The 13127-nt window shown below is 60.2% G+C and carries 14 protein-coding genes; 4 read left to right on the forward strand and 10 right to left on the reverse strand.

Annotated elements, in window-relative coordinates:
- Window positions 1-9 precede the first annotated feature (9 nt).
- The 3 genes from L6639_RS19625 to L6639_RS19635 are packed head-to-tail and all read right to left on the reverse strand — an operon-like array spanning window position 10 to window position 3067.
- Window positions 10-1233 carry a baeRF10 domain-containing protein gene (locus L6639_RS19625; RefSeq protein WP_237863259.1) on the reverse strand — a complete coding sequence of 408 codons (1224 nt, stop codon included), beginning with the start codon at window positions 1231-1233 and terminating at the stop codon, window positions 10-12.
- On the reverse strand, window positions 1208-1918 hold the full coding sequence (locus L6639_RS19630; protein ID WP_237863260.1) for an RNA polymerase sigma factor: 711 nt from the start codon (window positions 1916-1918) through the stop codon (window positions 1208-1210). Before L6639_RS19630 ends, L6639_RS19625 begins: the two co-directional genes overlap by 26 nt.
- 24 nt (window positions 1919-1942) lie before the next feature.
- A complete protein-coding gene (locus L6639_RS19635; RefSeq protein WP_237863261.1) occupies window positions 1943-3067 on the reverse strand; it encodes a glycosyltransferase family 4 protein in 1125 nt (374 codons plus the stop codon).
- A 565-nt stretch (window positions 3068-3632) separates the two neighbouring features.
- On the opposite strand from L6639_RS19635, the gene L6639_RS19640 reads away from it, so the two are divergent.
- Both L6639_RS19640 and L6639_RS19645 read left to right on the forward strand, forming a co-directional pair.
- Complete coding sequence (locus tag L6639_RS19640; RefSeq protein WP_237863262.1) at window positions 3633-4088, forward strand: Hsp20 family protein; 456 nt, start codon at window positions 3633-3635, stop codon at window positions 4086-4088.
- A gap of 76 nt (window positions 4089-4164) precedes the next feature.
- A complete protein-coding gene (locus tag L6639_RS19645) occupies window positions 4165-4662 on the forward strand; it encodes an Hsp20/alpha crystallin family protein (RefSeq protein ID WP_237863263.1) in 498 nt (165 codons plus the stop codon).
- Window positions 4663-4971: 309 nt separating this feature from the next.
- On the opposite strand, the gene L6639_RS19650 is transcribed toward L6639_RS19645, so the two are convergent.
- Window positions 4972-6660: an ATP-binding protein gene (locus L6639_RS19650; protein WP_237863264.1), complete on the reverse strand. Its 1689-nt coding sequence runs from the start codon at window positions 6658-6660 to the stop codon at window positions 4972-4974.
- Complete coding sequence (locus L6639_RS19655; RefSeq protein WP_237863265.1) at window positions 6650-8161, reverse strand: ATPase domain-containing protein; 1512 nt, start codon at window positions 8159-8161, stop codon at window positions 6650-6652. Before L6639_RS19655 ends, L6639_RS19650 begins: the two co-directional genes overlap by 11 nt.
- A 289-nt stretch (window positions 8162-8450) precedes the next feature.
- Here L6639_RS19655 and L6639_RS19660 point away from each other — a divergent pair, with 289 nt between their 5' ends.
- Window positions 8451-9095, forward strand: a complete 645-nt coding sequence (locus tag L6639_RS19660) for a MarC family protein (protein ID WP_237863266.1) — start codon at window positions 8451-8453, stop codon at window positions 9093-9095.
- Between the two features lie 263 nt (window positions 9096-9358).
- Here L6639_RS19660 and L6639_RS19665 read toward each other — a convergent pair whose 3' ends face one another.
- The gene (locus L6639_RS19665) at window positions 9359-9541 is read right to left on the reverse strand and encodes a hypothetical protein (protein WP_237863267.1); all 183 of its coding nucleotides are present in this window, start codon (window positions 9539-9541) and stop codon (window positions 9359-9361) included.
- Window positions 9542-9837: 296 nt separating this feature from the next.
- Here L6639_RS19665 and greA point away from each other — a divergent pair, with 296 nt between their 5' ends.
- Window positions 9838-10317, forward strand: a complete 480-nt coding sequence (gene greA, locus L6639_RS19670) for a transcription elongation factor GreA (RefSeq protein ID WP_237863361.1) — start codon at window positions 9838-9840, stop codon at window positions 10315-10317.
- A 142-nt stretch (window positions 10318-10459) separates the two neighbouring features.
- Here greA and L6639_RS19675 read toward each other — a convergent pair whose 3' ends face one another.
- The 4 genes from L6639_RS19675 to L6639_RS19690 form a co-directional block, all read right to left on the reverse strand.
- A complete protein-coding gene (locus L6639_RS19675) occupies window positions 10460-11554 on the reverse strand; it encodes a trypsin-like peptidase domain-containing protein (protein ID WP_237863362.1) in 1095 nt (364 codons plus the stop codon).
- 133 nt (window positions 11555-11687) lie between these two features.
- On the reverse strand, window positions 11688-12023 hold the full coding sequence (locus L6639_RS19680; protein WP_061027348.1) for a hypothetical protein: 336 nt from the start codon (window positions 12021-12023) through the stop codon (window positions 11688-11690).
- A 175-nt stretch (window positions 12024-12198) separates the two neighbouring features.
- Window positions 12199-12657 carry an Hsp20 family protein gene (locus L6639_RS19685; protein ID WP_061027349.1) on the reverse strand — a complete coding sequence of 153 codons (459 nt, stop codon included), beginning with the start codon at window positions 12655-12657 and terminating at the stop codon, window positions 12199-12201.
- A 205-nt stretch (window positions 12658-12862) separates the two neighbouring features.
- Complete coding sequence (locus L6639_RS19690) at window positions 12863-13114, reverse strand: hypothetical protein (protein WP_237863268.1); 252 nt, start codon at window positions 13112-13114, stop codon at window positions 12863-12865.
- Window positions 13115-13127 lie beyond the last annotated feature (13 nt).

The raw sequence follows: 13127 nt of genomic DNA on the forward strand, positions 1-13127 counted from the left end.
CCGCCTCCTTCAGTATCGCAGCAAGGCCTGCAGCGGCGCCTTGTCGGAAAGGGCTGAGCGGCATGCCGGATCACGGACGAAGGCGATCTGCGCTCTGCGCTCAAGTGCCTGCTGGAGCGCCGCCTCAACGAGGTCATCGACCGCATCGAGATCGGCCTCGCCGCAAACCGGACACTTGGACAGCCGTGCGTCTTCGAACAAACTCCCGCAGTGCCGGCATTGCGTGCCAGCAGCAGCGTAGCTATCGTCAATGACTAAGGTGAGAACCCGTCCCTCGCTCAGACAGTCTAAGGTCTCCTGTGTTCCCGTTGAGACCGCCACAGGATTCGCCTCGCGCAACCGGTCGATAAGCTCGCGCTCCTCTTGGGCTTTGAGCTGATCTTGTATCGCGGCGGCCGCAGCACCGATTTCGGCGGACGACGCATGCACGCTGGTCTCGAACGCCGTAAGGCGGGAGAGAGACTCCTTCGACAGATGACCGCGGAAAGCCGCGCTCATGTCGGGAGGCGCGCACAGAAGGATGTGGGACGTTTCGAACTCTCGGCCGATGATCTCAGCCATCGAAGCCAAGGCCTTTGCCTCGTCCTTCATGAGTTGGATCGCCAGCGCATCGCGGCGGTCGCGCGGGACACGATCCGTCAGCATGCCCCGAATGCGCTGCCCCTTGACGCGGTAGATCTCTTCAATGGTGCCGAGATGGCTGACGAAAAAGCGGCTCTGCTCCCGCGACAGAAGCGCAAGTAGCATGCGGTCGCTGCGGCCCCACGTGCGTAATAAAGGTCGCAGGTATGGCCGGGGTCCAATCTGGATACTGTCCGGCAGTGGAATCGGCAGGGCGATCTGCCGCCAGATCCCACGTTCGCGGCAAGCGAAGAATGCAGCGCCACGGCCAAGTTCGGGCAATTGGTGATCCAACGCGCCTTGGATATCCTCGATGTCGGCATTGACGCTGGCCCGAGTGGCCTGATCAGTCGTCCGAGAGATCCGGTGGCTGAGGGCTGATAGCGCGGACCGCCAGCCGCTTGCCACGCGCCGTTCCGGGGTCAGCTGTAGATAGAGGCTGACGACGGGAGGGCCGGCCGTGTCGAGCGCAACGAGAGCGCGGAAATGCTCGGGGGATAGTAAGCGATAGGAGCGCTCTTGCATCCGTGTGCGAACGTTCTGGACGATTCGGTCCCGCAACTCGGGAGTGAGAGCATGATGCGCGTCAATGGCGAGGCTGAGAGCCTTCATTTGCAGTCCTCCTCATCAGTTCAGCCAAGCGGGCTTGCCCCTCTCGCCAGAGCTGAGACAGGTTCTCCCGCGAAATTCGCAAGCCAACTGCAATTTCGGTAAAGCTGAGGCGGTGGACATGACGCATCACCAGCACCTGGCGAGCGATGGGCGACAGACCAGGAATGTTCTGGTCGAATACTCCCGTGGCGGGCTCGAGATCGGACTCAGCACCAAAAACGTCCTCCCAGCGCACCACCTCGTCCGGTTGAAACCATTCATAGAAGCCTTCGTCATCGTCGTAGATCGGCGGCTCCGGAGCACGCGACTCCAGCGAAACCGAAACGAGACGTCGTAACAGTTGCTCCTGCCGGACGATGCGGATCAGCACGCGGAACTGGAGCCCGAGCAGCCATGCACGAAGTCCGAGGGCTTGCGGACGGGTTCGGCGGTCTCGCCATGCCCGCAGCAGGGTCTCGCCAACGAGTTCCTCGGCAGACAAATCGCCGTCGCGTAGATCGCCGAGGGCGACGTGATATCGGAGGTCCCGCTCAGCGGCAGCGAACAGCTCAGCCAAGTGAGCGCTGACCAAAACCTGGAAGGCGTCCCGATCGCCGTCCAGGCAACTCGCCCATGCCGTGCTGTTGTCCAACGTGCCAGACGCAGGGCCGGATGTACTGGCCTCCGAGACATCGAGGGGCGTCATGGTTATGTCCCGTATTGGGCCTCCTCAATTGGCTTCATTTTGAAACCCAGTTTCCGCCTGAGCATGCAATCTTGCGATTGAATGTCCCGCGAGGCTCTGCAGGTGACGCTCGGATGCAGGGCGCTTTCGCAGCTGCTTCTGGTAAAGCTTGACGTATTCGGCAGCCATACGGGTGGCGGAGAAGCGCTCCTCGAATCGGGCGCGCACGGCCTTGCGGTCCAGCGCCAGAAGAGACGGCATGGCTTGCACGGCCTCCTCGACGCTCTCGACGATGCGTCCGGTGATCCCGTCCTCAACGATCTCGGCGACCGATCCGCCGCGGAACGCCAGGACCGGCGTGCCGCAGGCCATGGCCTCGATCATGACCAGGCCGAAGGGCTCCGGCCAATCGATCGGAAACAATAGCGCTGTCGCGTTGCCAAGAAATTCGGTCTTTTCGCCCTCGTTGATCTCGCCGATGAAGTCCACCCCTGGACCGTCGAGCAGCGGCGCGATGGTGCCACGGAAGTAGGCCTCGTCGGCATTGTCGACCTTCGCGGCAATCTTCAGCGGAAGTCCTGCTGCTCGCGCAATTTCGATCGCGCGGTCAGGTCGCTTCTCCGGGGAAATTCGTCCGAGGAAGGCTAGATAGCCGCCGGCCCGTTGGAGAGTTGGTTTGTGCAGATCGAGCGGTAGTCCGTGGTAGACGGTGGCAACGAAATTGGCCCGCGGCAGCGGCGCGCGTTGGGCGTTGGAGATCGAGACCAGGGGCATCTCGGGGAAATGGGCGTAGAACGGCATGTGGTCGGGCAGGTCCTGGCGTCCATGCAGAGTCGTTAAGGTCCGTCCGGCCGGGGTTCGGAACAGTGGGAAGTGCAAGTAGTCGACGTGGAAATGAAGCACGTCGAACTCCTCTGCGCGCTCGCGGACCTTGTCCAGCAGCAGCATCTGGTGCGGAATCGAATTACTGACATCCGGATCGAGCCGGAGGGCCTGGGTCGTGCAGGGGACGAGTTCGGCCGATGTGATCGAATCCCCGCTCGCAAACAGAGTGACCTTGTGCCCTTGTCTGACCAGCTCTTCCGTCAGGTAGTGCACGACCCGCTCGGTCCCGCCATAAAGCCGGGGCGGTACACTCTCGAATAGCGGGGCAATCTGCGCGATCTTCATTCGGTCCTCCGTTCGTCCAGTCGGGTGTATTTTTCAAGCGAGAGATCCGGCCGGCTTTGTCACATGACCACGTCGGCCCGCGGCAGCGCTATGAACCTCGGAAGGAGCCGGTCGTTCCGGGGTCGCTCGCGTGGAGCGGCGGCCTGGTCGCGCTCGCCAAGCACTTGATCGATCGGGAGAGCCGATGTTGACGCCGAGGGCGGCAAAGCAAGGCGGATCACTCGCTGGAAATGAATCCAGAAGCGCCGTTTCGACGACGTCCTCAGGGATTGCTGCCATGGTCACTCTCGCTGAATCGGTGTGCTTAGCGGAACCGGCCGAGGCGCAGCAGGATGATGGAAGCCTCTTGTCTCAGCCGGACCCGCCGAAGAAGATGGGTGCGGCATTGCCGTTTTCGCAAGATATCGACGGGACTTGAAACGGCGGAGCTCGCTTCTAATTTGATGAGTGAAAGCGCGAGCCATCGCGCGGTATCACCCGGGCGCCTGAGACAGGGCCCGGTCAGCGGGCGCCAGGCAGGTGTCCGAAGCGCCCAGAACCATGTTGCTCAATGGAGGATATGGCTATGACCACGCTTGATCTTGCTCCCCTGTGGCGATCGACCGTTGGCTTCGATCGTCTGTTCGACCTTCTCGAGGACTCCGGCCAATGGACCGGCGGGGACAACTATCCCCCCTACGACATCGAACGCGTCGGGGAGGACCATTATCAAATCTCCCTGGCTCTTGCGGGCTTCACGCCCGACGAGGTCTCCATCACGGCGGAGCAGAACGTGCTGACCATCGAAGGCCGCAAGGCTGAGAAGGCCGGGAACCAGTATCTCTATCAGGGCATCTCTTCACGCCCGTTCCGGCGGCAGTTCAATCTGGCCGAATACGTGCAGGTGAAGGGCGCCTCGTTCGAGAACGGCATGCTCAAGATCGATCTGGCGCGGGAGGTTCCGGAAGCCATGAAACCCCGCCAGATTGCGATCAGCACAGGTGGTGACCACCAGCAAGTTGAGAACAAGCAAGCGGCCTAACCCCTGCCCGGAATTGGAGCTCGCGGCGTGGCCATGCCGCGCCGTGGGCGCTTGGAACAGAGAAAGGAGAAACGATATGGCTATCACTGATCTGATCCCCTGGAGCCGTGGTCGTGATCTGACCACCCGCCGCTCCGAAAACTACAATCCGGTTCTCACCCTGCATCGGGAGATGAACCGGCTGTTCGACGACGTCTTCCGTGGCTTTGATGTCGCGCCATTCGGCGGCAGCTTCTTCGAGCAGTCGATGAATTGGCCGAGCATCGAGGTCAACGAGAGCGACAAGGACGTCAAGGTCACGGCAGAATTGCCGGGCCTCGAGGAGAAAGACGTCCAGGTCGAACTCGCCAATGGCGTGCTCGCGATCAAGGGAGAGAAGAAGACCGAAACGGAAGACAAGGATCGCAAGTTCAGCGAGCGCTACTATGGCCGGTTTGAACGGCGCATCCCGGTCGATGATGTGGATCAGGACAAGATCTCTGCCGCGTTCAAGAACGGGGTGCTGACGGTCACCATGTCAAAGCTGCCGCAAGCCGAAACGAAGGTGAAACGCATCGCGATCAACTCGAAATGAGCGCAGATCGACGGGAGCGGGTCTCCGCTCCCGTCTTGCTTTCGAGCCAGCAGACAGTCTCGGGGGTGTGTTCCCGCCATGGACACAAAGCGGAAAGGCAGTTTTGCAGGCGCTCCGGATATCGTCGCGCACGCGGAGACCGCGGCCCGGCACATTAAGGAACTGAAAGCGGCTTGCGCGAACGGCGACAAGAGCGCGGCCCGCAGGTCATTGCGGCAAGCGATCAGCGAGCTGGAGCTGGCACGCGCAATGGTGCGAACCGGCATCGACTGAATCCGAACGGAGCGATATTTTCCATCCGCGCTCGTCTCAAGCAGAGTGTTGATCAGGCTTTGCGCGCAGCATCGCTTCCAGTTTGGCGGAGAGCTCGCGTGAGGAGAATGGCTTGCTTAGCAGCATGCTGCCGTTGATACGCTTGCCGGTCTCTTCGATGAGGTCTGGGTAGCCGCTGCAGTACACCACGGGAAGGCCAGGCTGTTTTCGTTGAAGTTCAAGCCCGACGTCCAATCCTGAGACGCCAGGCATTGCGAGATCGATGATGGCCAAATCGATGCCTTGATGGGACAGAGTTGACAGCGCGGCATCCAGATTGTCGGCAGCGATAGCCTGGTATCCAAGATCGTCAAGCATGCTCCGTGTCGTTTCGAGCACGCCGGCATCGTCGTCCACAACGAGAATGTGCTCCCTCGCTCCCGCACCGGGAGTACCCAGTTGGCGATCGTCGCTTCCGACCACAACGTCGGTCGATCGTGGCAAGAGGATTCGCACCACAGTTCCCCGGCCAAGCTCGCTTTCGATTTTGGCCGTCCCGCCGGACTGGCGGGCAAACCCGTAGACCTGAGACAGACCCAGTCCCGTTCCCTTGCCGGGCTCCTTGGTGGTGAAGAATGGATCAAAGGCTCGGGCCAGAACATCTGGAGGCATTCCGGTTCCTGTATCTTTCACTGCGATGCAGACATATTCACCCGCCTTGAGATCGGTCCGCAGATCTTCCGGGACGCCATGGAGGAAGCTGGTCTCGATCGTAAGAAGTCCACCCTCCGGCATTGCGTCTCGTGCATTGATCGCAAGATTGAGCAACATCAGCTCGAGTTGGGTCGCATCAACCAGTGCAGGCCAAAGATCCTTTTGCGTGACGACGTCGACCCGTATTGAGGCTCCGAGGGTTCTGGACAGCATCTCTGCAACTGTGTCCACGAGCTGGTTGACGTCGACAGGCTCCGGCGCGAGACGCTGCTTGCGGGAAAATGAAAGCAACTGTCCCACGAGCTTGGCTCCACGCTGTGCGGCGTGCATGGCGTTGCGGACATATCGTTGAATGCGCTCGTCCTCGACCCGCCGGGCGATCAGCTCGAGATTACCAATGATAGCCATCAGAAGATTGTTGAAATCGTGAGCGATGCCACCGGTGAGTTGCCCCACGGCCTCCATTTTCTGGGCCTGACGCAGCGCCACTTCGGTACGCTCTCGTTCCACCATCTCCTCTCTCAGCCGCTTGTTCGCTTCGGAGAGCTGCGCGGTTCGCTCTCCCACGCGCCGCTCCAGCGTGTCAGCCATCCGCTTCAATTCCACGAGATACTTTTCGGCCTGTCGCTGGCGCCTCCGGCCTCGCACGGCTGCCAATACCGCGCTCCTGAGAGAGGTTGCGGCCAATGGTCGCTCGAGGACCGTCACATGACCGAGCAGCTCAATCTGCTCCGTAAGAGCCGCGCCATTTTGGCCCGTCCTCAATGTCAGCAACACGAAGGGAAAATCCGACCAAGGTGGCTGATTGGCGATCCATTGGGCCAATGCGCCACGATGCTCGTGGACCAGCGCTTCCTCAGCAACGACCACCGCGGCGGCATCATTCAGGTTGCCCACCAACTCCGAAAGGCTCGATTGCTGCAGCGCGTGGATGCCGACGTCACGTAGCGCCGAGCAGACGACGCGGGCATCACGACCGAACGGCGCCAACACGAGCACCGGCCCATCCGGGCTTGCATCATTATTGTCCATTGCTCCTCGTCGTAAGGAGCGCGCCGTGCTGGCCTGTATAGACGGGAGAACCTGATAAGACGCCTTGGAACTCCGCCAAGGGAGGACCGACACGGATCCCGCGGTTATCGAGCCGATACTCTCGGATTTCGTCTTCGTGGCGCCCGGTGCGCTTCTTTAGCACCGAGATCGCCCGGCGAATTCGTCCGGCGGCCTCGAAGAAGCGCAACAGCAGCACCGTATCGCTCAGGTAGGTGAGATCGACGCTGGACTGCATCGAACCAACAAGTCCGTGCTGGGCAAGAGTCAAAATCGTCACGACTCCGCGGTGATTGAGATAGGTCAGCAGCTCATGCATCAGCAGTAGCATGAACTGCTCGGCGGGCATCGCATTCTGGTAGCCGCTCAAGCTATCGAGGACTACAACCCGCACATTGTCAGTCTCGACGCGCCGGCGCACCATTCCAGTGAGCTCACCGGGAGAAAGCTCTGCAGGGTCGACCTGCTCGAGCAGTAGCTGTCCCGATGCGATAGGCTGATCCAAATGCCAGCCCATGCCAGCTGCGCGCTTCATCAGGATCGCTTTGGTCTCGTCGAAGGTCACGAAGAGAGCGCGTTCCCCTTGGCCAAGAGCCGCCATGACGAATTGCATGGCGATTGACGATTTGCCAGAACCCGACGGGCCGATCAGGAGAGTACTGGTGCCCCGGTCGAGCCCCCTTCCCAGCAGCTGGTCCAACTCGTCGATGCCGCTCAGGAGCGGCTCCGCCGCCGGCGAGCCATCGACGTGCTCGGACGCGATCAAGCGCGGAAACAGGACCAGTCCACCCTTGCGAATGACGAAATCATGGAAGCCGCCCCGGAAGCTGCGCCCACGCATCTTGAAAATACGCAGCCTGCGGCGTTCGGCGCCGTATTGCAGCGCATTATGTTCGAGCCGGATCACGCCATGTGCGAGACTGTGCAGATTGAGATCATCGGCTTCGTCGGTCAGGTCATCCAGAAGAAGCGCGGTGCAGCCCTCTTGGGCAAAGAAATGCTTCAGGGCAATGACCTGCCTGCGATATCGTAGCGGGTTTTGCGCGAGCAGCCTGATCTCAGAGAGACTGTCGAAGACCACGCGTGAAGGCGCCACGCGCTTGACCTCATCAAAGGTCATCTTCGTGGTTTCCCCGAGCTCGAGGTCGGACGCATAAACCACCGTCTGCTGCTGCTTGGGGTCGAGGCTGAGTTCCGCCGGGACGAGCTCAAAGATCTCGATGCCCTCCAGATTCCAGCCGTGGGTTTCGGCCACTTGCCGCAGTTCGTCCTTGCTCTCTGAGAGCGTGATGTAGAGACAGCGCTCCCCCCTCGATGCGCCTTCGAGAAGAAATTGCAGGGCGAGGGTGGTCTTGCCGGTTCCCGGCTGGCCCTCGATCAAATGCACGCGGTGCGATGCGTATCCACCATCGAGAATGCCGTCGAAGCCGGCGATGCCTGTAGAGATTGCCTGCGTTTTGGTGCTGCTTTGAGGAGAGTTCATTTGTCTTCCGGATGTCCAAGCGCGCGCCGGCCAGCAGGCATCGCTCCGCCCGGTTGACATGGCTCGATGTGATTGGCGTGGTTTTCGCGAAGACAAGGCCCAGGCCCTTGAGCAGGCACCTTGGCGCGGACATCTTCCGGTGTCTATTTCGTACGAATTTCTGCTGCCGAGTCAAGCTGCTGCACCGATACGGGCCGAAACCGCGATCTCGGATCGGAGTTAGCCGGTGCCTGCATCAAGATCTCGGACAAGGACAGGCGCTTGGCTGACAGAGAGGAAGTAAACGACTGTGGCTTGGAATCAGTTTGTCGGCACCACCATCCTCCTCTACGCCCTGACGAACCCGGTCGGAGCCATCCCCGTGTTTTTGGCAATGACCGGGCGTGCTGGCGCAGTAAAGACCCACCGGATTATCATTTTGGCCTGCGCGGCAGTCGCCGTTTTCTTCGTTGGATCTGCGATGTTCGGCAAGGAAATCCTGGCCTTCTTCAATGTGGGGCTCAATGATTTCCGGATCGCAGGCGGGCTGCTCGTGCTGGTGATCGCGTTCGAGATGTTCCAGGCGCAACATGGAAAGTTCATTCCTCGCGCCGACGAAGCGAATTACAGCGAGGTCGATGTACATGGACTGGCCATTACGCCGTTTGCATTCCCCTTGCTCGTGGGGCCGGCCGAGTTGAGCATCATGATCACTCTTTCGAATGACAATCCGGGATGGCTTGGCAAGGCATTCTTGGCGTCGGCGGCTGTCCTCGCGACCGCGTTAATCGGCCTGACACTGTGGATGGCTGCTGCGGTTGAGCGGTTCCTGGGACGAACCGGCATCAACGTCATCACGCGCGTGATGGCGCTCATCATTGCGGCGATCGCGGTAAATTTTATCATGACCGGAATCAAGAGCGAGCTGCCCGGCCTGGTAAACCGAGCCGCCTAAACGAGTAAACTAGGCCGCGGAGTTGGACCGAGTCCTCCTGGACCGCTCGTCCGCGGCGCGCCGTGCCGCGACCGCCATCCAATCGCGCAGCAATCCTCTGTCCTCTCTTGAAAAGGCTGCCCGGCGTTTGAGATCGTCAAGAGTCTCTCCGGGATGGCATCGCTCAAAATCCTGGCGGATGAGCGATTCAAGGTATGCCGCGTCCTCTTGATCGGCACCGCCCAGGTCGGAATAGGAACGCGTCGACATAGATGCCGCAATGCTCAGAGCCGATCCGGGCTATCAACTGCGTCCAGCTCGGCATCTACCCTTTCGAGAAGACGGTCGATCTCCTCGCGTTCCCTTGGCCCGGGATTCTCTTCCAGGCGGCTGATCAGGTGCTGCTTGCGCGTGAGGAGCATTGCTATGCTCGTCATCGCAGGCGTGAGTTCGGCATGCTGGTACATTGGTCTGAACCCCGATGTTGCTCTATCGCGGCAACAAGCAACGCGATCGTCGGACGCTCGGTCTGCGTCCGCGCCGAAGCGGGCTCTTGATACGCACTAAACTCTCGACCACAACGGCAGTTCCTCGGGCTACAGCTTGCACGTGGACAAGACGTCCGGTGCGGCCTCGTAGACTGGCGCCCCAAGGGCGGCGCTCTGGAACAACGATGGTTCAGGGCAGTTTTCAGCCCGACGCGAGTTCGGCTGATAAGGCAGCCCGGCCGGCCTCGGCTCAGTGCCAAACGTCAGCTATTGCGATGCCAACCCTTCCTATGGCTGCGGTCGGCCACGCCGCTCTTCAGGCCGAACTAAACGACCGCGTCAGGATCAAGCGGCCGCAGCTTGCTGAGCGCATTCAGCAAGCGATCGCCGACGATCCCAATCTCGTTGAGAACTCGGAATACCAGGCGGCGCTGACCGAGCAAGGCCATAACGAGGCCCGGATAGCCGATTTGGAAGCGAAACTCGCGCGTGCAGAAGTCATCGATGTATCCAGGCTGTCTGGCCAAACCATCAAGTTTGGCGCGACGGTCACGCTGAGCGATCAGGATACGGGCGTGAAGCGAACTTGCCAGATTGTTGGCGAACCGGAAGCCGACCCTGCTAGAGGCAAGATTTCGGTGAGCTCACCGATCGCCCGAGCCTTGATTGGCAAGTCGAAGGGTGCGCTCGTGACTGTAGAGGCGCCGAGAGGAGATAAGAGCTACAGAATTGAGGACGTCAGGTGGTTGCCATAGAAGGCCATAGGACCTTCTCTTTTAGCCAATTGTCGCCGGTTGGGGAGATAGTGCTCTTGGGAATGAATGCGCTGCTCCGCCTGAGCGCATCTCGCTCAGCCGCTTTGTACTACCGTTGGGTACGAACCTCGGGGTCCTCCACCTAGCGCAAGCCAGTGGATGCACTACTCGCCTCCGCTGGCGGGGCGACTCTGACGACCACTGAGCTGGCGGCTTCGCCGCGCACGAGCGTAAGTTTGACGTCTTGGCCGACACGCGCGAGACCGATCTTGTTACGAAGTTGCGAGGCCGTGCGGATCGGACGGTCATCCGCCTTGATAACGATATCACCCTTGCGCAAACCCGCCTTCTCAGCGGGCGAATCCGGCGAGACCTCTGCGATGACCGCACCTTCGTTACGACCTTGATTGGTCGATGGCTGGACGTCGCGCAGTGAGACTCCGATGCGGCCGCGCTCGACGCGTCCCTTGTCTACAATCTGGTCCATGACCAGCCGCGCCATGTTTGCTGGAATTGCAAAGCCGATCCCCACATTACCTCCACCCGGCGAAATGATAGCCGAGTTGATCCCGACCAACTCACCGTGAAGGTTGACCAATGCGCCGCCGGAATTTCCCGGATTGATCGCAGCATCGGTCTGGATGAAGTCCTCATAACCTTCTTTGCTCAATCCTGTGCGACCCAGCGCACTCACGAGGCCAGACGTGACGGTTTGGCCAAGACCAAAGGGATTGCCTATCGCAAGTACGAAGTCTCCCACTTCAAGCGCATCACTGTCGCCGAAGCGAAGCCCCTGAAGCCCGACAGGGTTCTGGATCTGCAGTACAGCAACGTCGGTAGGGGGATCGCGTCCGATTACTTTTGCAGAAAGCTGGCGACCGTCCTTGGTCGTAATCTGGACCACAGAGGCACCCTCGACAACATGGTTGTTGGTCAGAACGTACCCGCGAGTGGCATCGACGATGACTCCCGAACCCGTGGAATTGACCTCTTTCTCGACCTGCTTGGGAATGTCGAAGAATTCGCGGAAGAAGGGATCACGATAAAGCGGATTGTCTTCGCGCACACGACCATGCACGGAAATGTTGACTACGGCGGGCGTCACTTGTCGAACCACCGGCGCCAATGTTGGCACAGTACCGCCTGTCTTCAGGTCCGGCACTTGAGCTGAAGCTGGTGGAGACGCGAAGAACGCGGCAACTAAAACCCATGCCAATATTGTTCGCTGACCAAGCATCTCGATCACTCCTGCATGCGCGTGGAGTCATCAAGCAGAGGCAGAAGCTCTCGTTGCCATGCCACGATCGGAACTGCCCATGCCGCTGCGGCGTGGCCAAGCAGAACGATGCCCAGAACGGCTTCTGTAACCATCACAGGCTCCTCTGCTGTGCGGCGGCCGCCCAAGGCCGCCGCAACCGCATGGGGACGCCGCCGCCACGGGGCGGATCGTCATCGTCGCCGCCATCGAGCTGACGCAACGCTCCAAGTATGTCGCTCAACCGTACCGAATGGCCGATGCCAGGGATCTCCCGCAAATCGGGACGGGATTCCACGGCGTACATGTCGGACGCCCATGAAGACAGGATGATTCGCTTCTCGGGGGTCGAGAGCTCCTTGTCATTCAGGACTTCCGCCGGCGAACTGTAGTGAGCGGCGGGGTGGAAGAATGGATGCATGCCACCGCCATCAATGTTGACGTTGGTCATGGGTGCCTCCCTATAACTCCTTTCTAAAGGGATGGTGCTTACGTTATGAGCGGCGGCGCGACGTGCGTCGCCACCCGGGGTTCCGTATTGGTGAGCAATGATCCTCGCGGCGAGATCGCTCCGAGGGAGCGCGACCTAGCTCGAGGTCACAACTCAGCATCCATGTCGAGCCAGTCTATGCTGCCTTCTTCTGTTCAATTTGAGACGAAGAGGCCTCTCCACTTCCGATCTGGATCTTCCGCGGTTTCATCGCTTCCGGAATTTCTCGAACGAGATCCACGATCAAGAGACCATCCTGGAAGGATGCCTGCTTCACCTGAACATAATCGGCGAGGCTGAAGACTCTCCGGAACGGTCGCGCCGGGATACCGTGGTACAGATACTCGCGCGCGGCACCATCAGACTTCTTGCCCTCGATCGTGAGAGCATTCTGCTCGGCCGTCACGGAGATATCGTTGGCGCCGAAGCCGGCCACGGCCAGCGTGATTCGATAGTGATCTTCACCGGACCGCTCGATATTGTACGGAGGATAGTTGTCCTCTGTCGGCTGGCGCGACATGCCCTCGACAAGGTCAGCCAGATGATCGAAGCCGACGGTGGTGCGCCAGAGTGGCGTAAAATCAAGTGTCCTCATAGCCAAGTCCTCCTAAGAGCAATATGGATACGAAGCTAGGCAGGACGGGAGTTTCGGTTGGGTTGAATACCTCCGGTCCAGCGTCTTGTGCCGAGCCCCGCCTGGCGCTCGACACACCGCAGTCGCGGTTGAGAAACGAACTAGAACTGACATGCGCGAGTTCAAGAGGCCATGCGCACTTTTTCCGCGGAAGCTCGCTCAGTGACTACGCGGCGAAGCGTTCCGGGAGAGCACCCTGTCGCAGATCATCTATCACGCGCTGCTCTCGCTCAATTCGGGATTGATAGAGCTGGCGTTCTTCCTCACTCTTGGCGGTCGAAAGGAGGCGCTCGTAGTGACCGATCACCTTCTGAATGCCCCAGATGAGAAAGTCGCGAACGTCAGGTCGGAATGTTGCGCGGAAGGCCAGGTCGGAACTTCCGCGTACGGAATGCCTCGCCGAATTCGGTCCGGACATGATCGCCGCTCCC

Source organism: Bradyrhizobium zhengyangense (assembly GCF_022012555.1).
In the GTDB taxonomy this organism is placed as follows: domain Bacteria; phylum Pseudomonadota; class Alphaproteobacteria; order Rhizobiales; family Xanthobacteraceae; genus Bradyrhizobium; species Bradyrhizobium zhengyangense.